Raw genomic sequence first — 26,128 nt, 5'->3', positions numbered from 1 at the left:
GGGCCCGGAGTGGAAGCGAGCATCCACCGTTTCGTCCGGCTGCTGCGGATCCGGTCGGTGCGCATCTCGGTGTCCGAGGCGCTCGACGCGATGGCCTGCGCCGCCCAGCCCGGGGTGCTGTCCGACAAGGCGGTGCTCAAGGAGGCGCTGCGCATCGCGCTGATCAAGGACCGGCGTGACGAGGCGACCTTCGACGAGGTCTTCGACCTGTTCTTCGCCCTGGTCAGGGTGGGCGAGGCGGACACCGGCCACGGGCACGGCCACGGCCACGGCGATCTGTCCGACGACACCCCGCTGGAGAACTTCACGCTGTCCGAGGAGCCGTCGGAGACCCCTCAGGAGGGTCACGACCACGGCGCCCCGGTCGACATCAAGGAGTTCTTCGACCCGGAGGACCTGGCCGAGCAGTACAACCTGCACCAGGAGGCCAACAAGATCGACATGGCCTCGATGACGGACGAGATCGTGCTGTCCAAGGAGCAGGCCAACGACATCACCGACGGCCAGCGCGTCCAGATCGAGACCGACCGGTTCTCCGGCGGCGGTCAACCCGGTGACATCTCCCAGCAGCAGGGCACCAAGGTCGACGCCGACCTCTCGGTCGCCCAGCAGGACGCGCTGCTGGGCTGGCTGAACTCCGAGGAGGACCGGCTCTCCGACGAGGAGCAGGGCACCGAGGACGACGCCGCCGCGCTGCGCCGGCGCCTGGCCGGGGTGCTCGACAACCTCCCGGAGCTGCTCAAGGCGCACCTGGAGAAGCTGCTCGCGATCGAACAGCGCATCGTCGAGGGCCACGACGACGCGGAACGGGTCGCCGAGGTCGACCGGGCCAGCGAGACCGAGCGCATGCAGCTGGAGGACTCGTTGCGGCGGCTCGCGAAGTCGCTGCACGGCGCGCTGACCCACCGCAGACGGGTCTCGCCGCGGGGCCGGATCGACTCGGCCCGCACCATGCGCAAGAACATGCGCTACGACGGTGTCCCCTTCTCCCCGGTCACCGTGCAGCGCCAGGAGGACAAGCCGCGTCTGGTGGTGCTGGCCGACGTGTCGCTGTCGGTCCGGGCCACCGCGCGGTTCACCCTGCACCTGGTGCACGGTCTGCAGGACCTGTTCGGCCAGGTGCGCTCGTTCGCGTTCGTGGCCGACCTGGTCGAGGTGACCGACCTGTTCGCCGACCACCCCGTCGAGCACGCCCTCGGGCTGATCTTCGGGGGCGACCAGCTCGACGTCGACGCCAACTCCAACTACGGCCTGGCCTTCGGCCAGTTCCTGGAGGACCACGGCTCGGCGGTCACCCGCCGGACGACGGTGCTGGTGCTCGGCGACGGCCGCGGGAACGGCAACGACCCCAACATGGAGGCGTTCGTCGAGATCACCCGGCGGGCCCGGGAGACGATCTGGCTGACCCCGGAGCCGCGGTACTCGTGGGGGCTGGGTCGCTGCGACCTGCCCGCCTACGCCGAGTACTGCGACCGGGTCCGTGTCGTGCGGGACCTGTCCGGTTTCGAGGCGACGACCAACGAGATGGCGGGCGAGCTGATCGGCCGCTGACCGCCTCCCGCCCCCGTCGCACGAACGGGCCGTCCGCGCGACGGGGGCGGGGTCAGGCGGCCGCGGGGGCGCCCAGGACCCGACGGGCGAGTGCGTCGAGGGCATGTCCCAGCGCGCCGATCACCAGGATCACGGCCATGACCTTGTCGTAGGCGAGCTGGTCGCGGGAGTTGAGGATCTCGTAGCCCAGCCCCGAGGTCACCCCGAGCATCTCCGCGGGTACCAGCACCACCCAGCCGATCCCCAGCGCCAGCCGGATCCCGGTGAGCAGGTGCGGGCGGACGGTCGGCAACACCACCGAGGTCAGCACCTCGGTCCGGGTCGCGCCGAGCGAGCGGGCGACCAGGGTCAGCTTCGGGTCGACGGCCCGCACCCCGGCGACGACGTTCAGCACGATCGGCCAGACCGCGGCCGCCGCGACCAGGAACACGACGGGCCGGTGGCCGATGCCGAACACCCCGATCGCGACCGGGGCCCACGCCAGCGGGGACACCATCCGCAGGAACTGGAACACCGGACGGGTGCTCTGCTCCAGCAGCGACGACGCGCCGACGGCCAGCCCCGTCGCGACACCGAGCACGCCCGCGACGAGCAACCCGAGCAGCAGCCGCCACAGGCTGGTGACGACGTCGTCGAGCAGGACACCGTCGGCGGCGAGCGCACCGATCGCCGGGACCGCGTGCTGCGGCGCGAACGCGCGCACCATGCTCTCCGGGCCGGCGAGGACCGTCGTGACCAGCCACCACAGCGCGGCCGCGAGGAGCGTCCCGATGACGGGGGCGAGCAGGGATGCGGTGCGGGCGGCCGGGGCTGAGCGGGTCGAGCGCGGAGAAGGGGCGAGGGTGCTCATACGGTCACGTCCTCGGTGCGGGTGAGCGAGTCGGGCAGGCCGAACGCGGCCGGGCCGCCGTGCAGGGCGATGCTGCGGCGGACGAAGCGGTCGTCCGTGAGATCGGCATGCACCGCGGCCGGGTCGAGGCCGTCGAGGAACGACGTGTCGCCGTCGACGACGGTGTCGCGCATCGCCTCGACCAGGGTGCGGGTGTAGCCGGGGAACGGGAACGGCGCGAACCCGATCCGCTCCCCGTACCAGCCGGGCCGCTGCGGGTCGCGGGGCGGCTGATTCAGGGCGCGGGTGATCGCGGGCAGCGGCTGCGGCAGGTAGCGACCCGTCGACAGCACCGCGGCGGCGTCGGCGCGGCTCGCGGAGATCCACTGCTGGGCACCGGTGACGGCGTCGGTGACGGCCTGCACCGCGGCCGGGTCGGTGTCGACGAGCTCCTGCCGGACGACGACCACGCAGCAGGCGTGCTGGCGCCACGCGTCGCCGACGAAACGGGCGATCCGGCCCACCTTCCTGATCTCCGCGGCCGCGTTGAACGGGTCGGCGACGATGTAGCCGCCGACCCGGCCGGTGTCGAGGGCGGGGAGCATGTCGGCCGGGCTGAGCACCACCAGCCCGACCGTCCCGTCCCGTCGCGACGGCTGCTCACGCACGACAGGGCGCAACCCCGCCCCGCGCAGCATCCGCTGCAGCATCACGTTGTGGATCGACCACCAGAACGGGATCGCGACCTGCCGGCCCGCGAGCCCGGCGAGGTCCCGGACGCCCGGGGCGACGGTCAGCGCGGAGCCGTTGGTATGGCTCCACGCGATCATCCGGATCCGCGCACCGAGGGCGTGACGCAGCTGCACCGCGAACGGCATGAGCAGGTGGACGACGTCGACCTCGTCGGCCAGGAACGCCTGCGCGAGCGACTCCCAGCCGCGGAACAGCACCGGGCGCTGCACCGCGACGCCGGCCGCCTCGAAGCGGCCCTGCGCGTGCGCGACCAGCAGTGGCGACGCGTCGGTGATCGGCAGGTAGCCGACGCGCAGACCCCGGCCTGAGCGCGCGGTGCTGCGCCCGGCCGTCGCGAGGTCCGCGGCTCCGGCGATCCCACCGCCGACCGCGGCCAGCGCACCGGCTCCTGCGGCCGCCCGCAGGAGCGTGCGGCGGTCGAGGCGGCTCACCGGGCCCCCGCCACCTGCGACCGGTACCCGGCCAGGACCTCGTCGCGCAGCGGGTGCCCGCCGGGGGCATCGGTGCGGTCGGGCGTCCAGCGCCCGCCCACCCCACCCGCACCGTCCAGCGCTGTGACGTGGGTGCCCAGGTAGAGGGCCTCGTCCACGTCGTGGGTGACGAGCACCAGGGTGATCCGCTCCGTCTCGGCGAGGTCGCGCAGCCAGCTCTGCAGCCCGGCGCGGGTCGCCGGGTCCAGCGCGCCGAACGGCTCGTCGAGCAGCAGCACGTCGGGACGCACCGCCATCCCGCGGGCGATCGCGACCCGCTGGGCCTGCCCGCCGGACAAGGTCGCGGGCCGGGCGTCGGCGTGCCCGGACATCCCGAACCGCTCCAGCAGCGCCTCGGCGTGCGCGGCGTCGAAGCGGCCGGCGTTGGCGCGGTAACGCCCGGCGAGGCGGACGTTCTCGCGCACGGTCAGCCACGGCAGCAGCAGCGGTTCCTGGAACACCGTGGCCGCGACGCCGTCACGCGTCACCACACCCCCGTCGAGCGGTTCGAGGCCCGCGAGCACGCGCAGCAGCGTGGACTTGCCGCTGCCGGTCGGGCCGAGGACGACGTGCCGGTCGCCCCGCGCGACGCGCAGGTCGACCCCGTCCAGGACGGTATGTGTGCCGTAGCGGCGGGCACCACCGGTCAGCTCGATCGCGACAGTTCCCACCGCAGATGTCCTTCCGTGGGCGCCTGGACGGGCAGGAACGCGCCCTCGCGCAGGCGTCGGGCGACGTCGCTTCCCGCGACGTACCCGGCGCCGCCGCGGACGGCGGACTCGACGCGGGTGGCGTCGGTCGCCACCCCGGCCGCGTCCAGGCGGAGCCGGAGCAGGTCGGCCGGGCGGGCCGCGGCGGGGTCGGCGGCGAGGGTGTGCAGCCGGTCGTGGACGTCGGCGGCGCGGGCGGCGACGGCGCGGGCGTCCGGGCCCAGCGGAGCGGCGACGCCGGTCGCCCCGGCGAGTGACTCCGCCGCGGAGCGCCGGGCGAGTCCGCTGCAGAACGCGCTCTGGACCAGGAGGAACGTGGGCCGGATCCGGCCGACGAATCCGCGCAGGTCGCGCGACAGCACGGCCTGCGGCGGCACCCGGACGCCGTCCAGGTGCACCGAGGTCGACCCCGTGCCGTTGAGGGCGAGCAGGCCGGGCGACGGAGCTCGGTGCACACCCGGATCGTCGGTGGTGATGCGTACGACGGCCCGGTCCCCCTCGTCGTCGCCGAGCCGGACCGGCAGCACGACGACGGCACCGTCGAACAGGTTGGACGCCCAGCGGATCGGCCCGTCCAGCACCAGCCCGCCGTCCGGAGCCGGGACGGCGACGACCGGCACCGGTTCGAGGCCGGCGAGGTCGCGCAGGGCGGGGGCCATCGCGGTGGCGCCGACGACGCCGACCCGACGTACCCGGTCGGTCAGTGCCTCGTCAGGATGCCCGGCCCGGGTCAGGTACTCGAACGTCATGCGTTGCGCCCAGGTCGCGAACGCCGAGCTCAGGCACTCCCCGGCGATCCGCTCCACGAGCGTCACGGCGTGCGCGGCGCCGGAGCCGGGCGGGGCGACCAGGTCCAGCGCACCGAGGTGCCGCAGTCCGGTGCGGACGTCGTCCTCGCCGCGGTCCACCGGGCCGGCGGCGTCGGCGAAGAAGCCGGCGACGTCGGCTGCGGTGGTCGTCGCGGTCACCGGCCGTCCCCGGCCAGGGTGTGCAGACGGTCGATGGGGGTGTCGACGGCCTTGCGGCCACGGACCACGTCCTCCTCGCCCCCCTGCGCGTCGTAGAAGCACAGGCACTTGGCCATGTCCTCGCGGACGTAGGTCCGCAGGAACGCGACCTCGGGGACGTCGGCGTAGCGCGGTGCCTTCGCCTTCTTCCGGGCCAGGTAGGTGTCCATGTCCAAGCCGTCGGGGAGGTCCCACTCGACGAGGAACCCGGCCGACGGGCGGGCCGCCTTCAGCGTCTCCAGATCGGCCCCGACCAGGCGCACCTCATCGGGGCCGGTGGCCGAGGTGATCCCGGCCAGCCCGTCGAAGCAGGTGTCGAGGGCGTCCGCGGACGGGGCCTCGACGACCGTGAACACGTGGTCCAGGGCCCCGGTGACCTGGGACTCCACCAGTGTGGCGCCGGATCCGGCGGCGATCCGGTCGACATCACCGAGCAGCGCGGTGACCGCATCCCGGTCGGCGGTGGCGGGCAGGAATTCGAAGAGGAACAGGGGCACGTCGGCACCTCCGGTAGGGGGCGCCACCCCTGGGCCGCGTGCGCGGGGGCACGACGGGGACGGGTGGCGCTGAAGGATGTGAGCGGGGCCGCGACCGGCGCGACGGCGCTGTACGAGGGCGGGGTCAGACCCGCGGGGAGGACGCCGGACAGGCCGCGGCGACGACCCGGAGCAGGTCGACGTGGCGGCGCTTCACCAGCCGGAACGTCCTCACGACAGCGACCGTAGCAGACAGATCGGTCTATCTGTATAGATCCGCGTTACGATGGTCTCCGTGCCGATCACCACCGCCGCCGGTCCCGCGGAGCGCCTGCTCGACGCGGCCGCGCGTCTGTTCGACCGGGAGGGCATCCGGGCCGTCGGCATCGACCGGGTCATCGCCGAGGCCGGAGTCGCGCGGGCCAGCCTGTACACCCACTACGGCTCCAAGGACGCACTCGTCACGGCCTATCTGGTGCGGGCCGACGCCCAGGACCGCGACCGCTACGGCCGCGCCGTACGCGGGCTGGCCGAGGACCCGCTGGGTCGCATCCGGGCCGCGTTCGACCTGGCCGCGGCCGGCGCGCGGCGCCGCGGGTACCGCGGCTGCCGCTACCTCAACGCGGCCACCGAGTTCCCGGGCCGGGACTCCCCCGTCACCGCCGTCGTCGAGGAGCACCGGTTCCGTCAGCGGGCGGCCTTCCGCGCCGCGCTGACCCAGCTCGGCCACACCGATCCCGACGAGACCGCCGCGCGGATCCAGCTCGTCTACGACGGCGGCCTGGCCGGCTCCAAGGCCGAGCGCAGCACGGACGCGATCGTCCGGGCCGGTGAGCTGGCGGTCGCGCTGGCAACGCCCGGTATCTGACCCCTCCCACCCCTCAGCGTTCGACCACGATCTTGCCGACGGTGCCGCCGGACTCGATGAGCCGGTGCGCCTCCCGCAGCGACGCCGCGGTCAGCCCCTGCAGGCGCCGCGTCTCGGTGGTCCGCAGCTCCCCGGCGTCCACGAGCCGGGACACCTCGTCCAGGATCTCCCGCTGCACCGTCGAGCCCGGTTCCGACAGCGGCCGGGTGAACATCAGTTCCCAGTGCCAGGCCTGCGACTTCGTCTTCAGAGGGAGGGTGTCCAGGCCCTCCGGCTCGTCGATGGCGACGACGATCCCGCGCGGGGTCATCAGCTCCGCGTAGGCCTCGACGTTGCCCGCCGACACCGGCGAGAACACGTACTGCACGCCGTCCGGGGCGACCTCGCGCACCGTGCCGACGAGGTCGTGGTGGTCGGCGACCGCGTGCGCACCCATCTGCCGCGCCCAGTCCGCGGACTCCGTGCGGGAGGCGGTGCCGACCAGCGTCAGCCCGGTGCGCCGGCCGAGCTGCAGGACCATCGACCCGACCCCGCCCGCGGCGGACACGACGAGCAGTGTCCCGGTGGTGTCGGCGGTGACGCGCAGGTGGTCGTGCAGGCACTCCCACGCGGTGATCGAGGTCAGCGGCAGCGCGGCCGCGGCGGCGAAGTCCAGGGTCGACGGCTTGCGCCCGACGATGCGGGAGTCGACGAGCTGGCGGTGGGCGTTGCTGCCGGGCCGGTCGATGGCGCCGGCGTAGTAGACCTCGTCGCCGGGGACGTACCCCTGCACCCGCTCGCCCACCCCGACGACGACGCCCGCGGCGTCGAAGCCGAGGACCTTCGGCCCGTCGGCCGCGTCGAACGACGAGCGGACCTTGCCGTCCACCGGGTTCACCGAGACGGCGCGGACGTCGACGAGCAGGTCGTGCGGGCCGGGCGTACCGACCTCGATCTCGGCGTCGACGAGGCACTCGGGGTCGTCGACGGGCAGCGGTCGGGGCGCCACGACGGCGGGTGCGGAAGCCATGACCGGACGCTATCCGCCCCACCGGGCCGCCGCCCGCCGCACCGATGACCCCGGCTGGGCCGATCGGCCGATTTCGTGCCGCCGCAGGGGCCGCCCGGAGTACGATCGGGCGTCCCCTTCGGGAAGGAGGGCCGGATGTCGGACAGTGGCGGAGCGGTCCTCCGGATCGTCGGTCGCGTGTGCACCGCGCTGTGGGGCTACACGCCGGGCGTGATCCCGGCGATGGTCGCCACGATGGGCAGCGGGCCCGCGCTGCGCTGGTTCGCGGCCAACTTCCCGCGCTTCCTGGTCACCCTGCGCGTGCTGGGCCCCGTGCGCACCCACCTCGCCGGGCTCACGATCTCCCTGGTGAACGGGTGCACGTACTGCGCCTACGGTCGTGCGCACGCCCTGGAACTGATCCACCTGCGCGACCGGGACCTGCTGTTCCCGCTCGACGCCCGCACCCTCGAGAGCTGGAGCGGGCTGTCCCGCCGCGAGATCGGGCTACGGCTGCGCGGTGTGCTCGAGGAGGCCGGGATGCACGCCGAGGTGATCTGGGTGGACCGCACCCTGGCCCTGCTCGACGGCGCCCCGCCCGTCGACGCCGACGAGCGCCGCATCGCCCACCTGTGCCGGATGGTCGGCACCATGAACGCGATCGCCGTCGCCGCGGGGACCGTCCCGGACGGCGCCCACGACCCGGTCAACAAGGACGCCGCGCTGAAGGCCCGGCTGCTCGCCGCCCAGGGCGCCTGAGCATCCCGACCGGCACCGGGGCGCACCCCCACCGTCCGGACGGGGAGGGACCCGGCCGTCGGACGTGGTGCGGCGTGCCCGCGACCGCCTAGCGTGGAGCGGGCCCCCGCACGCACAGGAGCGATCCATGATCGGAACCGACCGGCTCTCCAACGACCTCGCCGGCTGGCTGGACCGCACCCTGGTGCAGCCCGGGATCCTGCCGGCCGAGCGTTTCGAGGAGGCGTTCGTCGCCTGCGTCGCGAGCGCCGCGAAGGACCCCGACCTCCCGGACGACGCGTGGCTCGCCTTCTACCGCAACACCCTCGACGCGCTGGCCGGTGAGCCCGAGCCCGGCGGCACCAACGCCGAGATGGCCCCGGTGCACGCCCGCGCCCGCTCCCTCGTGCTGGGCGAGGAGGTGCTGGAGCTCGGCTGCTGCTTCGGCTTCCTGTCGCTGCAGCTGGCCCGCGACGGCCACCGCGTCACCGCCACCGACCTGACCGGCGGCACCGTCGACCTGCTGACCCGGATGGCGCCGCAGCTCGGCGCCGACGTCGACACCCACGTCGCCGACGCGCGTGCCGTCGCCCTGCCCGACGGCTGCGCGGACACCGTGTTCGCCGTGCACCTCGTCGAGCACCTGTCCGAGTCCGACGGCGACGAGGTCGTCGGCGAGATGCTGCGCCTGGCCCGGCGACGGGTGGTCGTCGCCGTCCCGTTCGAGGACGAGCCGAACCCCGCCTGGGGTCACGTCCGGGTCTTCGACGAGCGCGTCCTGACCCGGATCGGGGAGCGCACCGGCCATCCGTTCACGGTGTCCGAGCACCACGGCGGCTGGCTGGTGATCGACCTCTGAGCAGGGCGTGGGTGAGCGCCTCCAGCGGCCCGCGGTCGTGGCGGCGCAGCCACCACCCCGCCGTCGCGGCCGACCCGGCGACGACGAGGACCCACACCCCGACCACCGCCCCGGTCCGCAGCGGCGCCGCGACACCGGCGAGCGCCCCGGCCACGCCGAGCCCCCAGGCGCCGAACAGCACCGCGGATACGACGTTCTGGCCGACGTAGCAGCTCATCGCGGTCCGGCCGAGCGCGATGAGCCCGCGCCGCACCGGACCGGCCGGGCCGCGCAGCCGGGCCAGGACCTCCGGGACCAGGCCGAGCAGCCCCAGCGCGACCAGCGGGGCGACCAGGTAGCGCTCGACGAGGAACCACGGGTCACCGCCGAGCGTGGTGAACACCGTGAGCAGCGCCCCGGCGACGCCGGTGCCGATCAGCCGTCGGCGCAGGGTGGTCGCACCGGCGTCGAACAGCCCGGCGCGCAGCAGCGCGGACCCGGTCAGGAACAGCACCACCGCCGACGGGACGATCAGCACGAGCTCGACCCGGTACAGCAGCGGGTCGGCCAGCCGTGCGGCCACCTGCCCGGTCCAGGTCGCCGGGTACGGCGGGAGCGGCACGTCGGCGCCGGTGCTCTCGGCCGTCGCGGCGGTCGCACCACCCACCAGCAGCACCGTGACCGCCCCGGCGACGCAGGCGGCCGCCACCCGCACCCGCGCCGACCGCCCCACCAGCCACGCGACGAGCACCGAGGCGATCGCGTAGCCCATCAGCACGTCGAACTCGAAGACCAGCACGTAGTGCAGCAGTCCCTCGGTGAACAGGATCGCGGCGCGGACGAGGTGGCGGCCCGGCCACCGCAGGCCGCGACGCACCGCGGAGCGGTACTGCAGCTCCATCCCGATCCCGAACAGCAGAGTGAGCAGCGCGAGGAACTTCCCGTTCGCGACGGCGCGGAGCACGGTGTCGAGCCACCAGCCCCCGGCGAAGCCGGCGAACACCGCGCCCGGCCCGCGCGGGTCGGCGAACACCCAGACGTTCGTCGCGAAGGTCCCGGCGATCGCGAGGCCACGGAGCACGTCCGGGGCGGTGAGGCGGTCACCGGACACCGGTGCGCTCCCGGTCCCCGCTGCCGGGGAAGACGGTCGCCCACAGCGGCCCCACGACGAACCAGATCCCGGCGACCAGCGACGCCGTCGCGAGCCAGGACCACATCGGGTCCTCCGGCCAGGCGCCCGGCGCCGGGAACGCGCGGCCGCCGGCCACCGACAGCAGGACCAGCACCGCCGCCGTGACGACCCAGGCGGCGACGACCTTGCCGTACTCGCGCCACTCGTACCGCGTCCGGGCGACCCCGCCCCGGGGCGGTCGCACCGGTGCCGGGCCGCCCGCGAAGCGGTGGGCGACCCGGACGTCGGCCCACCGCACCAGAGAGTGCCCGAACGCGACGGTGACCCCGAGGTAGAGCGCGGCCAGCCCGTGCACCCGCGACGGCGCGCCGCCGGTCGCCAGGTCCACCGTCGAGGCGGTGACCAGCACGAGGTCCATCAGCGGCACCCCCAGCAGCAGCACCGCCCCCAGGCTCCGGCGGCGCAGCACGTAGCGCGCGCCCAGCCCGGCCAGCAGGAACACCCAGAACCCGATCTCGGCACCGACGATCAGCCACAGCAGCGGCTCGGCGAACAAGGACTCCCCCATGGCCGGTGATCGTGCCGACCCGGCCGCGGCGACGCGTCCGGCGTGCGACCGATCCGCGCGTACCACCTTCGACGGACGCCGCGCGGGCGCCGGGCGTGCTGGGATGGGGTGTGATCACGTACCTGGTGAACCGCGACGGCGGCGCACCCTCGGTGCTGCGGGACGCCGGTACCGGCGTGGTGTGGTTCGTGGTCGGGCTGCTGCTGATCTGGGCACTGCCCGACGCGGGGATCGCCTGGTGGGGCGCGGACACCGGGGCGACGACGACGTCGCTGCTGGTCATGGGGCTGGGCTGCGCCGCGTCGGCGGTGCGCCGGATCGGGGTGCCCGCCGGCCTGCTGGTCGGCACGGCGGCCCTGGTCGCGGGTCCCGTACTGGGCGGCCGCACCGAGATCGGGACGGTGCTCGTGTTCACCGACCTGCTCTACTGCGCCGTGGTGTTCCCGCCACGGCGCACCGCGCGTGCGGTGGCCGTCGCCGCCGGTGGGGTCGCCACCGTCCTCGGTGTCGCCGCGCTGCTCGTGGCGGGCACCCGCACCGGCACCTACGCCGTGCTCAACCTGACGCTGGTGGTCGGGCTCCCGCTGGTCTGGGGGCTGGAGGTGCGCCGGTTCCGGGACCTGGCGGCCGTCGAGCGGGAACGGGCCGTCGCGGCGGAGCGGACGGCGGCCCGGGAGCGGGACGCCGCCGTCGCCGCGGAACGTGCCCGGATGGCCCGCGACCTGCACGACGTCGTGGCCGGACGGCTGTCGGCGATCGCGCTGCAGTCCGAGGCGGCGCTGCAGCCCGGCGCCGACCCCGCGCTGGTCCGGCGGGTGCTGGGGACGGTGCGGTCCTCCGGCGTCGCCGCGCTCGGGGAGATGCGCACGATGATCGGGCTGCTGCGCGACGGCGACACCGCCGACCCGCCCGGGGCTCCCGCCCGGCTGTCCGAGGTCGACACCCTGCTCGGCGAGGCCCGCGCCGCCGGTCTGTCCCCCGTCCTGTGCGACGGGCGCGGTGCGGCCCCGCTGCCCGCCCCGGTCGACCTCGCCGGGTACCGGATCGTGCAGGAGTCGCTGACCAACGCGGCGAAGCACGCGCCCGGCTCGGACGTGACGGTGCGCCTCACCGACACCCCCGACACCCCGCACTCGACGAGCCGACTGCTCGTCGAGGTGCGCAACGGCCCCGGCCGGCGCCCTGCGGCGGGCCCCGGGCTGCACGGCGGCACCGGGCTCGACGGCCTGCGCGAGCGCGCCCGGGCCGTCGGAGGCACCCTGGACGCGGGCCCCGACGACGACGGCTGGCTCGTCCGGGCCGACCTGCCCCTGGGCCCGGCGGAGGTGGGGCGGTGACCATCCGGGTGGTCGTCGCCGACGACCAGGAGGCCGTCCGCACCGGGCTGGTGCTGATCCTCGGCTCGGCACCGGACATCGACGTCGTCGCCGAGGTCGCCGACGGGCTCGCCGCGGTGCGGGCCGCCGCCGAGCACCGGCCCGACGTGGTGCTGATGGACATCCGGATGCCCGGCATCGACGGCATCGAGGCCACCCGGCGGATCACCGGGAGCAGGCCCACCGGAACGGGCGCCGGCACCGCGGCGGGGTCCACGCAGGTCCTGGTCCTGACCACGTTCGACCTCGACGAGCTCGTCGACGGCGCGCTCGCGGCGGGTGCCGGCGGGTTCCTGCTCAAGTCGGTCGACGCGGCCCGGCTCACCGACGGGGTCCGGGCCGTCGCCCGCGGCGAGGGCGTGCTGGCGCCGGAGGTGACCCGGCGGGTGATCCGCCGCTACGCGGGGGCGCCGCGGCCGTCGTCGGTGCCGGGGCTGGAGAGGCTCACCGCACGCGAGACCGACGTGCTCGCCGGGCTGGGCCGCGGGCTGTCGAACGCGGAGCTGTCCGCGGAGCTGATGATCTCGGAGGGGACGACGAAGACGCACGTCTCGCGCGTCCTGGCGAAGCTGGGCCTGCGCTCCCGCACCCAGGCCGCGATCGCCGCGCAGGAGGCGGGGCTGGTCCGTCCCGGGCCCTGACACGACCACGGCCCGCGCCCCGGGGAGGGACGCGGGCCGTGGGTGCGCGGGTCAGCGCGCGCCGTGCGCGGTCTCCAGGGCGCGGCGGGTCAGCACCTGCACCAGGTGGGTGCGGTAGGCGACCGACCCGTGGGTGTCGGCGGGCGGCTCGGCACCCTCGGCGGCCAGCGCGGCCGCCTCGGCGATGCTCTTCCCCTCCGCCAGCGCCCGCTCGGTGGCGGACGCCCGCAGCGCGGTCGAGCCCATGTTGACCAGGCCGATGCGGTCGTCGGACACGGCGACGGCGACGATCGCCCAGTCGTTGCTGCGACGGGTGAACTTCTCGTACGCCCAGCCCTTGTCCCCGCAGCGCGGGATCCGGATCTCGACGATCAGCTCGTCGGGCTCGCGGACCGTGGTGAACACGCCGGTGTAGAACTCGCCGATCGGCACGGTCCGCTTCCCGCGCGGCCCCTGCAGGACGACGGTGGCGTCCAGCGCGAGCAGCGCGGCGGGCAGGTCCGCGGCCGGGTCGGCGTGGGCGACGGTGCCGCCCAGCGTGCCCCGGGCCCGGATCTGCGGGTCGCCGACGGTGCGGGCGACGGCCCCGAGCAGCGGGACCTCCTTCGCGACCTCGGCCGAGTCGACCACGTCGCGGTGCTTGGTCGCCGCACCGACGGCGAGCTCGTCGCCCTCGACGCGGATGTAGCTCAGCTCCGGCAGCCGGCCGATGTCGATCAGGAACTCCGGCGCGCCGAGGCGCACCTTCATGACCGGGATCAGGGAGTGGCCGCCGGCCAGGACGCTGGCGTCCTCGCCCTTCTCGGCGAGCAGCGCGATGGCGTCGTCGAGGGTGTCGGGGCGGGCGTAGTCGAACGCGAGGGGGATCATGCGCCGGCCTCCCCACGGGAGAAGGCGGGCGCGGTGCGCAGCGCGTCGGACTCGGCCTCGGCCTTCTGCGCGGCGTCCGGGTCCTTGCCCGCGGCGACGAGCACGGCGCGCACGATGTTGTGGTAACCGGTGCAGCGGCAGAGGTTGCCCTCCAGGCCCTCACGGACCTTCCGCTCGTCCAGGTCGTCGTCGTGGCTGATCAACGACACCGCGGACATGACCATGCCCGGGGTGCAGAAGCCGCACTGCAGCCCGTGCTCGGACCGGAACGCCGCGGTGACCGGGTGCTCGGGGCGGCCCTCGGACGCGCCGTCGAGCCCCTCCATGGTGGTGACCGACTGCTGGTCGGCCTGCACCGACAGCACGGTGCACGACTTGACCGCGTCGCCGTCGAGCAGCACGGTGCACGCACCGCAGGACGTGGTGTCGCAGCCGATGTTGGTGGCCTTCAGCCCGACGGTCTCCCGCAGGTAGTGCGCGAGCAGCTGGCGGGGCTCCACGTCGGCGCTGGTGGGCTCACCGTTGACGGTGATCTCGACCTTCACTCGGACGCCTCCTGGGCAGCGTTGATGGCTTCCCAGACCCGCATCGGGGTCAGGGGCATGTCGATGTGCGTGACGCCGAGGTGGGACAGGGCGTCGATGACCGCGCTCTGGGTGGCGGGGGTGGAGCCGATCGTCCCGGCCTCGCCGATGCCCTTGTAGCCCATCGGGTTGACCGGCGTCGGGGTCGTCATCTCGACCAGGTCGAAGCTGGGCAGCTCGGCCGCCGACGGGATGCCGTAGTCGGCGAAGGTCCCGGTGAGCGGCTGGCCCTCCTCGTCGTACATGACCTCCTCGAGCAGCGCCTGCGCGATGCCCTGGGCGATCCCGCCGTGCCGCTGCCCGTCGCAGAGCAGCGGGTTGAGGATGGGACCCGCGTCGTCGACGGCGATGATCTTCTCGACCGTCACCTTGCCGGACTCGGTGTCGACCTCGACGACGCAGACGTGCGCACCGAACGGGAAGGTCGGCTTCTTGCCGTCCCAGGTGGTGTCGACCTTGAGCTGCTCGGCGGCGGCCAGCTCCGCCAGCGTCACCGACTTCGCGCCGGGGACGCCCTTGACGGTGATCGCGGCGTTCGCCGGGTCGAGCTCCAGGTCCTCGACGCTCGCCTCGAGCAGGTCGGCCGCGCGCTGCTTGGCCAGGTCGATCAGCTCGGCCGAGGCCTGGTGCACCGCGACGCCGCCGGTCTGCAGCGACCGCGACCCCATGGTGCCGCCGCCGCGCGGGACGAGGTCGGTGTCGCCGTGCTTGACGGTGATCTTCTCGATCGGGACGCCGAGCTGGTCGGACGCGAGCATCGCCCACGCCGTCGCGTGCCCCTGGCCGTGCGGGGAGGTGCCGGTCAGCACCGTCACCGAGCCGTCGGGGTGGACCTCGACCGAGGCGTCCTCGGCGAACGCGCCACCGCCGGTGATCTCGACGTAGGAGGACACGCCGATGCCGATCTGGCGGGCGTCGCCGGACTCGCGGCGGGCCTTCTGCTCGGCGCGCAGCCGGTCGTAGCCGGCGTTCTCCAGGGCGAGGTCGATCGCCTTGGCGTACTCGCCGGAGTCGTACTCCACCCCGCCCTTGGTCTGGAACGGGAACCGGTCCGGGGCGACGACGTTGAGCTTGCGGACCTCGGCCGGGTCCTTGCCGATCTCGGCCGCGAACAGGTCCATCGCACGCTCGATCGCGGCGGTCGCCTCGGGGCGGCCGGCGCCGCGGTAGGCGGCGACCGAGGTCGTGTTGGTGACGACGGCCTTCGCGCGGGAGTCGACGTGCTCGATGTCGTAGGTGCCGGGCGCCATCATCCGCGTGAACATCGGCAGGAAGGTGCCCAGGCGCGGGTAGGCGCCGAGGTCCTGCACGACGTCGAGCCGGTAGTGGGTGACCTTGCCCGCGCGAGTGCCGCCGATCGTGACGGTCTGGCGCTGGGCGCGGCCCTGCACCATTCCGGTCATGTTCTCGGAGCGGGACTCGTTCCAGCGGACCGGACGGCCCTGCTGCCGGGCGAGCCACGCGACGAGGGCGAACTCGGGGTCGGACCCGATCTTCGCGCCGAAGCCGCCGCCGACGTCCGGCAGGACGACCCGCACCTTCTCCTTGTCCAGGCCCAGCCAGCCGGCGATCTCGTCGCGGCCGCCCTGGGCGTTCTGGTTGGACATGTAGACGGTGACGCGGTCGCCCTCCCAGAAGGCGCTCGCGGCGCGGGTCTCCAGCGGGGCCGCGGCCAGGCGCTGGTTCACCAGGTCCCGGGTGACGACGACCTCGCAGCCGTCGAAGAACGAGGCGTCCTGCTCCTCGTCGTGCCCGTAGGCGGCCGCGGTGTTGGTCCCGGCCTCCGGGAACAGCAGCGTCTCGTCGCGGGCGGCGGCCAGCGGGTCGATCACCACGTCCAGGGGCTCGTACTCGACGTCGACCAGCTCGGCCGCGTCCTCACCCTGGTAGAACTCCTCGGTGAGGACCGCGGCGACCGGCTCGCCGACGAACCGCACGCGGTCGGTCGCGAGGAACGGTCGGGTCATGGCCTTGTTCGCGCCCGGGAACAGCAGTGCCGGTGTGATGTCGAGGTCGGCCCCGGTGACGACGGCGACGACGCCGGGCGACGCGAGCGCCGCCGAGGTGTCGATCGACGTGATCGTCGCGTGGGCGAGCGGGGAGCGGACGAGCGTCAGGTGCAACGCCCCGGTCAGCCGCTCCTCGGTCAGGTCGTCGGTGTAGGTCGCGCCGCGCGTGAGGAAGACCGGATCCTCGGTGCGGACGACGCGGGTGCCCAAGATGCTCATCGGACGCGAGCGTATACATCTCGACGGGCCTGTGCGATGCAGACCACAGCGCCCGATCCCCAGGTCAGGGCACCCTTCGCGGAGCGACGCGCGGGCGGATCACCGCATCTGCGGCACGCCGGGGGCCGGTCGGCCCCGACCTCGGATCTGTTGAGATCGCATCCATCTCGTATCCAAGGACCGGCGAGGGTCAGTCGCGTTCGTCCCACCACGGCCGTACGGCCCACAGCGCCGAGACCGGGCCGTGCCCGGCGCCCAGTGGGTAGGCGTGGCGGACCGCCTCGACGATGTAGCGCTTCCCGAACCGGACCGCCGCCTCCAGCTCCATCCCGCGGGCGAGCCCGGACGCGATCGCGGCGGCCAGGGAGTCCCCGCCGCCGTGGGTGTGGCCGGTGTCGAAGCGCGGGCCGGGCAGCTCGACGGCGGTCTCGCCGTCGTAGAGCAGGTCCAGGCAGCCGTCGGTGTCCTCGGCGAGGTGGCCGCCCTTCACCAGGACCGCGCGCGGGCCGAGCGCGTGCAGCGCCTTCGCCGCGGCGTACTGGCCCGCGCGGTCGTGGACGTCGTGCTCGACGAGCAGCCGGATCTCGTCGAGGTTCGGGGTGACCAGCGTGGCCCGCGGGAACAGCGTGTGCCGGTAGGCGTCCAGCGCCTCGGCGGCCAGCAGCGGGTCCCCGTGCATCGAGGCCGCGACCGGGTCGACGACGAACGGCGTGGCCAGACCGGCGCCGATGCCGCATCCGTCGCAGGCCCGCGCGACGGCCTCGATGATCTCGGCGTTCGCGAGCATCCCGGTCTTCGCGGCCTGCAGCCCGATGTCGGAGGCGACCGTGGAGATCTGCTCGGCGATCGTGTCGACCGGGATCGTGTGCACGCCGGTGACGCCCACCGAGTTCTGCACGGTCACCGCGCAGACGGCGAGGCAGCCGTGCACCCCGCAGGCGGCGAAGGTGCGCAGGTCCGCGGCGATGCCCGCGCCGCCGCCGGAGTCGGTCCCGGCGATCGTCATGACCCGCGGGGGTGTGGTGCCGACGGTGGGTTCCATGGACGTGTCCTCCCTGGCCGGCATTACCCGGCCGGTACGCGGTCGGCGACGCCGGTCCGGTGGGACCCGGCCGCCCTCTCAGCCCGCCTGCTCCGCGAGCTCCCGCGTCGTGCGTGGTCGCCGACGACGGTAGACGGTGCCGGGGCCGCGGGGGGGGGATCCCCGCGGCCCCGGCGGTGCACGTCCCGGTCCGGGCCTCAGTCCGTGGCGGAGATCGGCAGGTAGACCCGGCCGCCCTCGTCCCGGAACTCCCCGGACTTCTCCGCCATCCCGGCCTCGATCGCCTCCACGCTGGTCAGCCCGTGCGCCTCGGCGTAGTCCCGGACGTCCTGGGTGATCTTCATCGAGCAGAACTTCGGCCCGCACATCGAGCAGAAGTGCGCCGTCTTCGCGGGCTCGGCCGGCAACGTCTCGTCGTGGTAGGCGGTCGCGGTGTCCGGGTCGAGCGAGAGCGCGAACTGGTCACGCCAGCGGAACTCGAACCGGGCCTGCGAGAGCGCGTCGTCGCGGGCCTGGGCGTGCGGGTGGCCCTTGGCCAGGTCCGCGGCGTGCGCGGCGATCTTGTAGCTGATCACCCCGACCTTGACGTCGTCGCGGTTCGGCAGGCCCAGGTGCTCCTTCGGGGTGACGTAGCAGAGCATCGCGGTCCCGGCCTCGGCGATGCGGGCTGCGCCGATCGCGGAGGTGATGTGGTCGTAGCCGGGCGCGATGTCGGTGGCCAGCGGGCCGAGGGTGTAGAACGGCGCCTCGTCGCACCACTCCTCCTCCAGCCGCACGTTCTCGACGATCTTGTCCATCGGGACGTGGCCGGGGCCCTCGATCATGACCTGCACGTCGTGGCCGCGGGCGATCCTCGTCAGCTCGCCGAGGGTGGCGAGCTCGGCGAGCTGGGCCTCGTCGTTCGCGTCGGCGATCGAGCCGGGGCGCAGGCCGTCGCCGAGGGAGAACGTGACGTCGTAGCGGCGCAGGATCTCGCACAGCTCGTCGAAGTGGGTGTAGAGGAACGACTCGGCGTGGTGCGCCAGGCACCACGCGGCCATGATCGACCCGCCGCGGGAGACGATCCCGGTGACCCGCTTCGCGGTGAGCGGCACGTGGCGCAGCAGCACGCCGGCGTGCACGGTCATGTAGTCCACGCCCTGCTCGCACTGCTCGAGCACGGTGTCGCGGTAGACCTCCCAGCTCAGGGCGGCCGGGTCACCGTTCACCTTCTCGAGGGCCTGGTAGATCGGGACGGTGCCGATGGGGACCGGCGAGTTGCGCAGGATCCATTCGCGGGTCTCGTGGATGTCCCGGCCCGTCGACAGGTCCATCACGGTGTCGGCACCCCACCGCGTCGCCCACACCATCTTCTCCACCTCCTCGGCGATCGAGGAGGTCACCGCGGAGTTGCCGATGTTGGCGTTGACCTTGGTGAGGAACCGCTTGCCGATGATCATCGGCTCGCACTCGGGGTGGTTGCGGTTGGCCGGGATCACGGCCCGGCCGCGGGCGACCTCGGCGCGGACGAGCTCCGCGTCGCACCGCTCGCGGACGGCGATGTAGGCCATCTCGGGGGTGACGATCCCGGCCCGCGCCCAGGACATCTGGGTCCCCGGCTCCCGCGACCCGACCCACGGCTCCCGCAGCCGGGGCAGCCCGGCGTGCAGGTCGACGGTCGCGTCGGAGTCGGTGTACGGGCCGGAGGTGTCGTAGACGTCGTGGTGCTCGCCGTTGGAGAGCGAGATCCGCCGGACCGGGACGGTGATGCCGTCGGGTCCGGGGATCCAGGCCTTGGCCGACCCCTGGATCGGGCCGGTGGTGACCTGCTGCGGGCGCACTGGTGCCGTTGTCATGACAGTCCTCCCTGGCCGGCATTACCCGGCCGGTTCTGCGGTCGGCGACCGGCGAGTCGCCCTCTCAGCCCCGCGCGACGGAGCTCCCGCGTGTTCAGTTGGTCGTGCACCCGCACCGTAGGCACCGTCCGGCGACGCGCACCAGCCCCTCACCCGGCTGCGAGGAATGATCACAGGAGGTATCGGGTTCTCCACCGTTATGACGCAGAACGCTGAGCTCTCCCCGACCGACTGGGTCCGCGAGCAGACCGAGAAGATCCTCGAGAACGGCACCACCGAGGGCGTCACGGTCATGGACCGTCCGATCATCCTGGTCACGACGACCGGCGCGAAGTCCGGCAAGCAGCGCTACGTGCCGGTGATGCGCGTCGAGCACGGCGGCTCCTACGCGATGATCGCGTCCAAGGGCGGCACCCCGGAGCACCCGGCCTGGTACCACAACGTCGTCGCGAACCCGCAGGTCCAGGTGCAGGACGGCACGCAGACCGGCACCTTCGTCGCCCGCGAGGTCACCGGGGACGAGCGCCAGGAGTGGTGGGACCGCTCCGTCGACGCCTACCCGCCCTACGCCGAGTACCAGGAGAAGACCTCCCGGGTCATCCCGGTGTTCGTGCTGGAGCCCGCGAGCTGAGCCCGGCGCCCGCGCTCCCGGTCCGCACCGGGCGCGCGGGCGGTCCCTCAGGCCGCGGCGACGCCGTGCGCGGGCTCGACCCGTCCGGCGCGGCGCATCGGCCCCACCGAGGCGACCACGGCGACGGCGACCACCACCGCGGCCAGCCCGCCGAGCTGGCCCAGCGGCAGCGCCGTGACCGAGCCGATGCCGGTCGCCCGCAGCGCCAGCAGGCCGTAGACACCGCCCAGCACGACGCCGAGCACCGCCGCGACCGCACCGGCGAGTGCCGCCTCGAACGCCACCGCCCGCCGGGCCGCGGCCCGCGACAGACCGAGCGTGCGCAGCAGTGCGATCTCCCGGGTCCGCTCGCTGACCGACAGCGCGAGGGTCACCCCGACCCCCACGACGGCGACGAGCAGCGTGATCCCGACCAGCCCCAGCCCGATCCCGCGGACCGCCCCGACCGCGGACTCGGTCTGCTCCCGCAGCTCCGCGGTGAACGTGACGGGCGCCTCGCCCGCGGCCCGCACCACCGCCGTACGCACCGCGACCGGGTCGGCCCCCGGCGCCGGGTCGACGAGCACCGTGCCGTCGGACACCCTGGCGGTCAGCGCGGGCTCGGCGTCGAGGCGGGCCACGAGCGTCGCGGCCTCGGCGTCGTCGCCGGCGAACACGACGATGTCGGCCGGGTAGTTCCGTTCGATCGACGCCGTCGCGTCGGCCGAGGCGCCGGCCACGGCCACCAGCAGCGCCGCGGTCAGGCCCACGCCCAGTGACAGCACCGTCGTCATCGCCGCGGTGCGCCGCGACATCCGCCGCGCGTTGCCCACCGCGATCCGGCCCGGTGCCCAGCGTGCGACGACCGGCGCCACCAGCGCCGCCGCCCCGGACACCACGAACGGCCCGGTCACCACGAGCGCCGCGAACACCAGCATCCCGGACAGCGCGGCCAGCGCCGTCCCCGCCAGCGGGCTCCCCATGCCCACCCCGGCGACGGCGAGGACCACGGCCGGGACGAGCGCGACCGCGGCGAGCGGCAGCCGTACCCGGGCCCGCGGTGCACGGGCCCCGCTCGCGTCCGCCGCGCCGAGCGCCACCACCGGCGGGGTCCGCCCGGCGGCGAGCGCCGGGGCCAGCGCGGCCGCCACCGTCACGAGGACCGCCAGCAGTACGCACCCCGCGAGCCGCCCCCACGGCACCACGAGCGCCGGGGCGTCCAGCCCGGCCGCGCCCGCCGCCGCGAGAGCGGCCCACCCGCCCGCGACGGCCACGAGCGCCCCGGCGACCCCCGCGACCAGCCCGGTGAGCGCCGCCTCGACCAGCACCGACCGCGTCACCTGCCCGCGGCCCGCGCCGACGCAGCGCAGCAGCGCCAGCTCACGGGTACGGCGGGCCAGGACGATCCGGAACGTCGAGGCGACCACCACGGCCGCGGCGACCAGCGCCAGCCCGACGAACACCGACAGCCCGGCGAGCAGCGCGTCCGCCGACGCCGAGGCCGACGCCAGGTCCTCGGTGCGCTGGTCGTCGGCGGTCCGGACACCGGTGACGCCCGGGACGGCGGCGAGCGCGGCCGGGTCCGGGTCACCCGCGACGGCGGTCCGGTGGCCGGACAGACCGGCGGCGGCCGGGTCGTCGTCGCGCACGACGAGCACGTCGCCGTACCCGGAACGGACCGGCACCACGCCGGTGACGGTCAGCGTGCGGTCGCCGAGGCCGACGGTGGCGCCGGGGGCGAGCCCGGTGCGCTCCGCGGTGACCGCCCCGATCAGCGCCTCCCCCGGCCCGGACGGCAGGCGACCGGCCGTCACCGGCTCCAGCCCCTGCAGCGGCCCGGTCATCGGATCGGTGCTCAGCAGCCAGCTGCCGCTCGCACCACCCGCGACGACGGCGGCCGGCCCCGACCGGGCGGTCGACACCCCGGTCACCCCGGGCACCGCGCGCAGCCGGTCCTCCAGCTCCGTGGTGGCGGCCCCGTCGGAGGTGTCGGTCTCCACGGCGAACGTCGCGCCCGCGGGCACCGAGGACGTGCTCCCGACGAGGTCGGCGCGCAGGCTCGCGGTCAGCAGCACCGCACCGGCGGCGAACACCGTCGCCACCAGCACGGCCAGTCCGGTCAGCAGCAGCCGGCGCGGGCTGCGCCGGGCACCGGCGACCGCGGCGCGGGTCGCGGGGTTCACCGGGTCACCGGCCCGGTGGCCGTCACGTCGGACAGGGCGGGGTCGTCGGCGCCGGTCAGCGCGCCCATCGCGGACAGCACCCGGTCCGGGGTGGGCCGGCCCAACCGGCCGGCGGCACGGCCGTCGCGCAGCAGCAGGACCTGGTCCGACGCGGAGGCGGCGATCGGGTCGTGGGTGACCATGACGACGGTCTGGCCGTAGTCGTCGACGCAGGCCCGCAGCAGACCCAGCAGTTCGCGCCCGGAACGCGTGTCGAGCGCGCCGGTCGGCTCGTCGGCGACGACGATCTCCGGGCGGCCGAGCAGCGCCCTGGCCACCGCGACGCGCTGACGCTGCCCGCCGGACAGCTCCGAGGGCAGGTGGGTGAGCCGGTCGGCGATGCCGAGCCGTTCGACGAGCTCGGCCCGCCAGGCGTGGTTCGGCCTGCGCCCGGCCAGGGAGGCGGCCAGGTCGATGTTCTCGCCCGCGGTGAGGTTCGGCAGCAGGTTGCCGTCCTGGAAGACGAAGCCCATCCGGTCGCGCCGGACGCGGGTCAGCGCGGTGTCGTCGAGGCTCCCGAGGTCGGTCCCGCCCAGCAGCACCTGCCCGGACGTGGGCCGGTCCAGCCCGGCCAGGCAGTGCAGCAGTGTCGACTTGCCCGATCCGCTCGGGCCCATCACCGCGGTGAACCGCCCCGCGGGCAGCCACAGGGTGACGCCGTCGAGGGCGCGGACCGTGGCGCGCCCCCGCCCGTAGGTGCGCACCAGGTTCACCGTCGCCGCGGCGACCTGCGACGGCACGTCGGCCGGATTCCTCAACCCCTCGATCATGACGACGAGGCTGCCGCTCGACGGGGGTCCGGGGCATCGGCCCGTGGTAGGGCGTTGCCCGGCCGGGTCGTCGTACTTCCGACCGAGGTCGGAGGGTCGCCGCCCGCCCTACGGTGTGTCCCATGAGCACCGCACCACGCCGCGGCCGCCCGTTCCTGGCCGGGCTCGAGCTGCTCGCCTACCTGTTCTGGGCGGGGTGCGACGCCGTCCTGGCGATGAACTACGTGGGCTTCTGGGTGCCGAGCGGAGCGGTGTACGGCCTGCTCGTGGCAGGCGTGGTGCTCCTCCGGTACCGGACGGGCAGCACGGCGCTCCCCGTGGCGGTGGTCGCCTACGGACTGTCCGCAGCCGGCTCGGTCGCGGGGGTGGTGACCGGCGGGATCCCGTTCGTGTCGCTGACCGAGCTGTTCGCGCTGGCCGTGGTCACGGTGTCGGTCGTGCGGACCGCACCGGTCCGGGTCGTGCTCGCGACGGCGGTGGTGTCGCTGTGCCTCATCGTGGGCATGCCGCTGCTGCGCGTGCCGGACATCGACCGCGAGGTGTTCGCCAGCCTGACCGTGGTCGGCTGGGCCGGGACGATGGTCGTCGCGACCGCGGCGCGCGAGCTGTGGCAGCGCCGCTCGGCCCGGCTCGCCCAGGCCCGCAACGACGAGCGCCTGGAGCTGGCCCGCGAGCTGCACGACACCGTCGCCCACCACGTGACCGCGATCGTGGTGGCCGCGCAGGCCGGGGTCGTCGTCGCGGGGAGCCGCCCGGAGGAAGCCGGCCGGGCGCTGGAGTCCATCGAGCGGGCCGGCGCCGAGGCCCTCGACGGGATGCGCCGCATGGTCGGGGTGCTGCGCGCCGGTGCCGACGGCGGAGCCGACCGCGCCCCCGGCCACGACATCGCCGACGTCGAGGACGTCGTCGCGCGGTTCGACCCCGACCGCACCCGCACCCGGCTGGAGATCGCCCCCGAGGTGCGGACCGCCGTGCTCGGGCCCGCGGTCGCGGCGACCGCGTTCCGGGTGGTGCGCGAGGCCCTGACCAACGTGCACCGGCACGCCCCCGGCGCGACGACGGTGTCGGTCGGCGTGCACCTGCAGGCCGGGAGACTGGTGACCGTGGTGCACAACGACGGGACCGGGACCGAGAACCCGCTGCGCGACCCGGGCGGGTTCGGGCTGGCCGGGATGCGTGAGCGGGTGGAGGCCCTCGACGGCTCGCTGCACGCCGGGCCGGACGGGCCCGGCCGGTGGATCGTCGTCGCCGAGGTGCCCGCCGGGGCGGGCCGGTGACCGCCGTCCGCGTCCTGCTCGCCGACGACCAGGAGATGGTGCGCACCGGCTTCGGGCTGATCCTGTCCGCCGAGGACGGCATCGAGGTCGTCGGCGAGGCCGCGACCGGCACCGACGCCGTCGCCATGGCCCGCGAGCTGCGCCCGGACGTCGTGCTCATGGACGTTCGGATGCCGGGGATGGACGGGATCACCGCGACCCGCGCGCTGAGCGCGGACCCGTTCCCCCCGCGGATCGTCGTGGTGACGACCTTCGATCTCGACGAGTACGTCTACGGCGCGCTGCGCTCGGGGGCCTGCGGGTTCCTGCTGAAGACGGCGGGCCCGCGGCTGCTCGTCGAGGCGGTCCGGGCCGCCGCGGCGGGCGACGCTCTCGTGTCGCCGTCGGTCACCGTGCGGCTGCTGGAGCGGCTGACCGAGCCGGAGCCGGCCCGTGCCGAGGTCCGGGCCACGCTGTCCCCGCGCGAGCTGGAGGTGGTGAAGGCGGTCGCCCGGGGCCGGACGAACTCCGAGATCGCCGGGGACCTGTTCGTCTCGCTGTCCACGGTGAAGACCCACATCGCCAACATCGGGTCCAAGCTGGACGCCCGCAACCGGGTGGAGATCGCGGCGTGGGCCTGGGAGAACCGGCTCGTCGAGTAGGGCCGGACCCCTCAGGCCCGGGCCGCGCTCCGGCCGACCGGGGCGAGCGGGCCACGCGGCGCGGGGATCCGCAGCGATGCGGCGACGTCGCCGAGCGCCTCCGGGTAGGCGACCGGCGCGACCGGCAGCGCGGGGACGTCGGAGTCGAGCACGGCACCGGCGGAGCGGGCGCGGTCGTGGTCGGAGGAACGGGCGTCCCACAGCTCGAACAGCGGCTGCGCGGCCATGACCAGCAGCACCGCGAGGACGGGGGCGACGGCGAGGATCGAGAGCAGCATGGGGACCACGGTGCCCGCCGGGGGCACCCCGCCACATCGGCCGCGGGGCCGGTCTCCCGGGCCGACCCCTAGTACCGGGGTATGACTCCCGGGGTCGGACCCGGGGTCATCCCCGGGGGACGTCCTCGGCCTCGACGGCCGACGGGTCCCACGAGTCCGACGGCGAGCCCCAGCCGTTGCGCTTGAGCATCTTCTTCGCCGCGCGCCGGTGGCGGCCCATCAGCCGGTCCAGGTACAGGTGACCGTCGAGGTGGTCGGTCTCGTGCTGCAGGCACCGGGCGAAGAACCCGCGCCCCTCGTAGGAGACCGGCTCACCGTCGAGGTCGGTGCCGGTGACCCGGGCCCACTCCGCCCGGCCGGTCGCGAAGTTCTCGCCGGGCACCGACAGGCAGCCCTCCTGGTCGTCGTCCGGGTCGGGCATGACCTCCGGGATCCCGTCGGTCTCCAGCACCGGGTCGACCACGACACCGCGCCGCATCGTGCGCGTCTCCTCGTCGGGGCAGTCGAAGACGAACAGCCGCAGGTCCACTCCCACCTGGTTGGCCGCGAGCCCGACGCCGTTCGCCGCGGCCATCGTCTCGAACATGTCCTCGACCAGCGTCCGAACCGTGTCGTCGACCGTGCCGACGGGGCGGGTGGGGGTGTGGAGCACGGGGTCGCCGACCATGCGGATGCGCAGAACCGTCACCGGAGCAGCCTACGGTCGCCGCCGGGCGTGACCCGGCCGGGCGGTTTCGGTGTCGTCCGACCCGCCCTCCAGGCGCGTCGCAGCCCGGGACCGTCGGTCCCCTGTGGTTGAATCCGCACCGCGAATGACAGACGTGTC

At 74.6% G+C, this 26,128-nt stretch carries 27 protein-coding genes; 9 read left to right on the top strand and 18 right to left on the bottom strand.

Translation table 11 applies throughout. From position 1 onward, the window contains the following. Positions 1 to 9: 9 nt before the first annotated feature. The gene (locus KPF22_RS04605; RefSeq protein WP_224401329.1) at positions 10 to 1,551 is read left to right on the top strand and encodes a VWA domain-containing protein; all 1,542 of its coding nucleotides are present in this window, start codon (positions 10 to 12) and stop codon (positions 1,549 to 1,551) included. Between the two features lie 52 nt (positions 1,552 to 1,603). Here the strand turns inward: KPF22_RS04605 and KPF22_RS04600 are convergent, their stop codons facing one another. The 6 genes from KPF22_RS04600 to KPF22_RS33565 all read right to left on the bottom strand — a co-directional run bounded on the left by KPF22_RS04600 (position 1,604) and on the right by KPF22_RS33565 (position 6,031). Next, positions 1,604 to 2,401 carry an ABC transporter permease gene (locus tag KPF22_RS04600; RefSeq protein WP_224401328.1) on the bottom strand — a complete coding sequence of 266 codons (798 nt, stop codon included), beginning with the start codon at positions 2,399 to 2,401 and terminating at the stop codon, positions 1,604 to 1,606. Continuing rightward, positions 2,398 to 3,564: an ABC transporter substrate-binding protein gene (locus tag KPF22_RS04595; RefSeq protein ID WP_224401327.1), complete on the bottom strand. Its 1,167-nt coding sequence runs from the start codon at positions 3,562 to 3,564 to the stop codon at positions 2,398 to 2,400. Before KPF22_RS04595 ends, KPF22_RS04600 begins: the two co-directional genes overlap by 4 nt. Then, on the bottom strand, positions 3,561 to 4,274 hold the full coding sequence (locus tag KPF22_RS04590) for an ABC transporter ATP-binding protein (RefSeq protein WP_224401326.1): 714 nt from the start codon (positions 4,272 to 4,274) through the stop codon (positions 3,561 to 3,563). The genes KPF22_RS04595 and KPF22_RS04590 overlap by 4 nt, the downstream gene beginning before the upstream one ends. Next, the gene (locus KPF22_RS04585; protein ID WP_224401325.1) at positions 4,250 to 5,281 is read right to left on the bottom strand and encodes an acyl-CoA dehydrogenase family protein; all 1,032 of its coding nucleotides are present in this window, start codon (positions 5,279 to 5,281) and stop codon (positions 4,250 to 4,252) included. Before KPF22_RS04585 ends, KPF22_RS04590 begins: the two co-directional genes overlap by 25 nt. Further along, the gene (locus KPF22_RS04580) at positions 5,278 to 5,817 is read right to left on the bottom strand and encodes a DUF4242 domain-containing protein (protein ID WP_224401324.1); all 540 of its coding nucleotides are present in this window, start codon (positions 5,815 to 5,817) and stop codon (positions 5,278 to 5,280) included. Before KPF22_RS04580 ends, KPF22_RS04585 begins: the two co-directional genes overlap by 4 nt. Before the next feature lie 124 nt (positions 5,818 to 5,941). Beyond that, positions 5,942 to 6,031: a putative leader peptide gene (locus KPF22_RS33565; protein WP_374107453.1), complete on the bottom strand. Its 90-nt coding sequence runs from the start codon at positions 6,029 to 6,031 to the stop codon at positions 5,942 to 5,944. 60 nt (positions 6,032 to 6,091) lie between these two features. Here KPF22_RS33565 and KPF22_RS04575 point away from each other — a divergent pair, with 60 nt between their 5' ends. Further along, on the top strand, positions 6,092 to 6,664 hold the full coding sequence (locus KPF22_RS04575) for a TetR/AcrR family transcriptional regulator (protein ID WP_224401323.1): 573 nt from the start codon (positions 6,092 to 6,094) through the stop codon (positions 6,662 to 6,664). A 13-nt stretch (positions 6,665 to 6,677) separates the two neighbouring features. On the opposite strand, the gene KPF22_RS04570 is transcribed toward KPF22_RS04575, so the two are convergent. After that, entirely contained in the window at positions 6,678 to 7,673 is a 996-nt protein-coding gene (locus KPF22_RS04570; protein ID WP_224401322.1) for a zinc-binding alcohol dehydrogenase family protein, read from the bottom strand. A 135-nt stretch (positions 7,674 to 7,808) separates the two neighbouring features. On the opposite strand from KPF22_RS04570, the gene KPF22_RS04565 reads away from it, so the two are divergent. Together KPF22_RS04565 and mftM are read left to right on the top strand one after the other, a co-directional pair. Beyond that, positions 7,809 to 8,411, top strand: a complete 603-nt coding sequence (locus KPF22_RS04565) for a hypothetical protein (protein ID WP_224401321.1) — start codon at positions 7,809 to 7,811, stop codon at positions 8,409 to 8,411. Between the two features lie 127 nt (positions 8,412 to 8,538). Then, complete coding sequence (mftM, locus tag KPF22_RS04560; RefSeq protein WP_224401320.1) at positions 8,539 to 9,249, top strand: mycofactocin oligosaccharide methyltransferase MftM; 711 nt, start codon at positions 8,539 to 8,541, stop codon at positions 9,247 to 9,249. Here the strand turns inward: mftM and KPF22_RS04555 are convergent. Beyond that, entirely contained in the window at positions 9,203 to 10,339 is a 1,137-nt protein-coding gene (locus KPF22_RS04555; protein ID WP_224401319.1) for a DUF418 domain-containing protein, read from the bottom strand. The genes mftM and KPF22_RS04555 overlap by 47 nt on opposite strands. Next, on the bottom strand, positions 10,329 to 10,928 hold the full coding sequence (locus tag KPF22_RS04550) for a hypothetical protein (RefSeq protein ID WP_224401318.1): 600 nt from the start codon (positions 10,926 to 10,928) through the stop codon (positions 10,329 to 10,331). Before KPF22_RS04550 ends, KPF22_RS04555 begins: the two co-directional genes overlap by 11 nt. 110 nt (positions 10,929 to 11,038) lie before the next feature. On the opposite strand from KPF22_RS04550, the gene KPF22_RS32945 reads away from it, so the two are divergent. Together KPF22_RS32945 and KPF22_RS04540 are read left to right on the top strand one after the other, a co-directional pair. Then, positions 11,039 to 12,265 (top strand): sensor histidine kinase, encoded by a 1,227-nt coding sequence (locus KPF22_RS32945; protein ID WP_208818861.1) that lies wholly within the window; start codon positions 11,039 to 11,041, stop codon positions 12,263 to 12,265. Then, complete coding sequence (locus KPF22_RS04540) at positions 12,262 to 12,945, top strand: response regulator transcription factor (RefSeq protein ID WP_178375841.1); 684 nt, start codon at positions 12,262 to 12,264, stop codon at positions 12,943 to 12,945. The genes KPF22_RS32945 and KPF22_RS04540 overlap by 4 nt, the downstream gene beginning before the upstream one ends. A gap of 51 nt (positions 12,946 to 12,996) precedes the next feature. Here KPF22_RS04540 and KPF22_RS04535 read toward each other — a convergent pair whose 3' ends face one another. The 5 genes from KPF22_RS04535 to thiC form a co-directional block, all read right to left on the bottom strand. Continuing rightward, on the bottom strand, positions 12,997 to 13,815 hold the full coding sequence (locus tag KPF22_RS04535) for a xanthine dehydrogenase family protein subunit M (protein WP_208818860.1): 819 nt from the start codon (positions 13,813 to 13,815) through the stop codon (positions 12,997 to 12,999). Then, positions 13,812 to 14,360, bottom strand: coding sequence for a (2Fe-2S)-binding protein (locus KPF22_RS04530; protein ID WP_073576649.1), 549 nt, complete (start codon positions 14,358 to 14,360; stop codon positions 13,812 to 13,814). Before KPF22_RS04530 ends, KPF22_RS04535 begins: the two co-directional genes overlap by 4 nt. Continuing rightward, on the bottom strand, positions 14,357 to 16,627 hold the full coding sequence (locus KPF22_RS04525) for a xanthine dehydrogenase family protein molybdopterin-binding subunit (RefSeq protein ID WP_224401317.1): 2,271 nt from the start codon (positions 16,625 to 16,627) through the stop codon (positions 14,357 to 14,359). Before KPF22_RS04525 ends, KPF22_RS04530 begins: the two co-directional genes overlap by 4 nt. 190 nt (positions 16,628 to 16,817) lie before the next feature. Beyond that, positions 16,818 to 17,669: a bifunctional hydroxymethylpyrimidine kinase/phosphomethylpyrimidine kinase gene (gene thiD / locus KPF22_RS04520; RefSeq protein WP_224401316.1), complete on the bottom strand. Its 852-nt coding sequence runs from the start codon at positions 17,667 to 17,669 to the stop codon at positions 16,818 to 16,820. Between the two features lie 197 nt (positions 17,670 to 17,866). Next, positions 17,867 to 19,504, bottom strand: a complete 1,638-nt coding sequence (thiC, locus tag KPF22_RS04515) for a phosphomethylpyrimidine synthase ThiC (protein ID WP_208818858.1) — start codon at positions 19,502 to 19,504, stop codon at positions 17,867 to 17,869. Positions 19,505 to 19,703: 199 nt separating this feature from the next. Between thiC and KPF22_RS04510 the strand changes: the two genes are divergently transcribed. Beyond that, positions 19,704 to 20,135 (top strand): nitroreductase family deazaflavin-dependent oxidoreductase, encoded by a 432-nt coding sequence (locus KPF22_RS04510; protein ID WP_208818857.1) that lies wholly within the window; start codon positions 19,704 to 19,706, stop codon positions 20,133 to 20,135. 47 nt (positions 20,136 to 20,182) lie between these two features. On the opposite strand, the gene KPF22_RS04505 is transcribed toward KPF22_RS04510, so the two are convergent. Beyond that, a complete protein-coding gene (locus tag KPF22_RS04505) occupies positions 20,183 to 22,297 on the bottom strand; it encodes an FtsX-like permease family protein (RefSeq protein WP_224401315.1) in 2,115 nt (704 codons plus the stop codon). Then, positions 22,294 to 23,106: an ABC transporter ATP-binding protein gene (locus KPF22_RS04500; protein WP_224401314.1), complete on the bottom strand. Its 813-nt coding sequence runs from the start codon at positions 23,104 to 23,106 to the stop codon at positions 22,294 to 22,296. The genes KPF22_RS04505 and KPF22_RS04500 overlap by 4 nt, the downstream gene beginning before the upstream one ends. Positions 23,107 to 23,228: 122 nt before the next feature. Between KPF22_RS04500 and KPF22_RS04495 the strand changes: the two genes are divergently transcribed. Both KPF22_RS04495 and KPF22_RS04490 read left to right on the top strand, forming a co-directional pair. Continuing rightward, the gene (locus KPF22_RS04495; protein WP_208818854.1) at positions 23,229 to 24,383 is read left to right on the top strand and encodes a sensor histidine kinase; all 1,155 of its coding nucleotides are present in this window, start codon (positions 23,229 to 23,231) and stop codon (positions 24,381 to 24,383) included. Then, positions 24,380 to 25,024, top strand: a complete 645-nt coding sequence (locus KPF22_RS04490) for a response regulator transcription factor (protein WP_224401313.1) — start codon at positions 24,380 to 24,382, stop codon at positions 25,022 to 25,024. The genes KPF22_RS04495 and KPF22_RS04490 overlap by 4 nt, the downstream gene beginning before the upstream one ends. 11 nt (positions 25,025 to 25,035) lie before the next feature. Here KPF22_RS04490 and KPF22_RS04485 read toward each other — a convergent pair whose 3' ends face one another. Together KPF22_RS04485 and KPF22_RS04480 are read right to left on the bottom strand one after the other, a co-directional pair. Further along, positions 25,036 to 25,302, bottom strand: a complete 267-nt coding sequence (locus KPF22_RS04485; protein WP_208818853.1) for a hypothetical protein — start codon at positions 25,300 to 25,302, stop codon at positions 25,036 to 25,038. A gap of 106 nt (positions 25,303 to 25,408) precedes the next feature. Beyond that, positions 25,409 to 25,990 (bottom strand): peptide deformylase, encoded by a 582-nt coding sequence (locus KPF22_RS04480; protein WP_224401312.1) that lies wholly within the window; start codon positions 25,988 to 25,990, stop codon positions 25,409 to 25,411. Between the last annotated feature and the right edge of the window lie 138 nt (positions 25,991 to 26,128).

The organism is Pseudonocardia sp. ICBG1034, from assembly GCF_020131375.1.
In the GTDB taxonomy this organism is placed as follows: domain Bacteria; phylum Actinomycetota; class Actinomycetes; order Mycobacteriales; family Pseudonocardiaceae; genus Pseudonocardia; species Pseudonocardia alni.
This window is presented reverse-complemented; position numbering and strand designations above follow the sequence as displayed.

What these genes read in the sequence shown, in the direction of transcription:
- KPF22_RS04600 (WP_224401328.1), bottom strand. Translation starts at nt 2,401, where the DNA reads ATGAGCACCCTCGCCCCTTCTCCGCGCTCGACCCGCTCAGCCCCGGCC.
- KPF22_RS04570 (WP_224401322.1), bottom strand. Translation starts at nt 7,673, where the DNA reads ATGGCTTCCGCACCCGCCGTCGTGGCGCCCCGACCGCTGCCCGTCGAC.
- KPF22_RS04565 (WP_224401321.1), top strand. Translation starts at nt 7,809, where the DNA reads ATGTCGGACAGTGGCGGAGCGGTCCTCCGGATCGTCGGTCGCGTGTGC.
- mftM (WP_224401320.1), top strand. Translation starts at nt 8,539, where the DNA reads ATGATCGGAACCGACCGGCTCTCCAACGACCTCGCCGGCTGGCTGGAC.
- KPF22_RS04550 (WP_224401318.1), bottom strand. Translation starts at nt 10,928, where the DNA reads ATGGGGGAGTCCTTGTTCGCCGAGCCGCTGCTGTGGCTGATCGTCGGT.
- KPF22_RS04535 (WP_208818860.1), bottom strand. Translation starts at nt 13,815, where the DNA reads ATGATCCCCCTCGCGTTCGACTACGCCCGCCCCGACACCCTCGACGAC.
- KPF22_RS04525 (WP_224401317.1), bottom strand. Translation starts at nt 16,627, where the DNA reads ATGAGCATCTTGGGCACCCGCGTCGTCCGCACCGAGGATCCGGTCTTC.
- thiD (WP_224401316.1), bottom strand. Translation starts at nt 17,669, where the DNA reads ATGGAACCCACCGTCGGCACCACACCCCCGCGGGTCATGACGATCGCC.
- thiC (WP_208818858.1), bottom strand. Translation starts at nt 19,504, where the DNA reads ATGACAACGGCACCAGTGCGCCCGCAGCAGGTCACCACCGGCCCGATC.
- KPF22_RS04510 (WP_208818857.1), top strand. Translation starts at nt 19,704, where the DNA reads ATGACGCAGAACGCTGAGCTCTCCCCGACCGACTGGGTCCGCGAGCAG.
- KPF22_RS04500 (WP_224401314.1), bottom strand. Translation starts at nt 23,106, where the DNA reads ATGATCGAGGGGTTGAGGAATCCGGCCGACGTGCCGTCGCAGGTCGCC.
- KPF22_RS04495 (WP_208818854.1), top strand. Translation starts at nt 23,229, where the DNA reads ATGAGCACCGCACCACGCCGCGGCCGCCCGTTCCTGGCCGGGCTCGAG.
- KPF22_RS04485 (WP_208818853.1), bottom strand. Translation starts at nt 25,302, where the DNA reads ATGCTGCTCTCGATCCTCGCCGTCGCCCCCGTCCTCGCGGTGCTGCTG.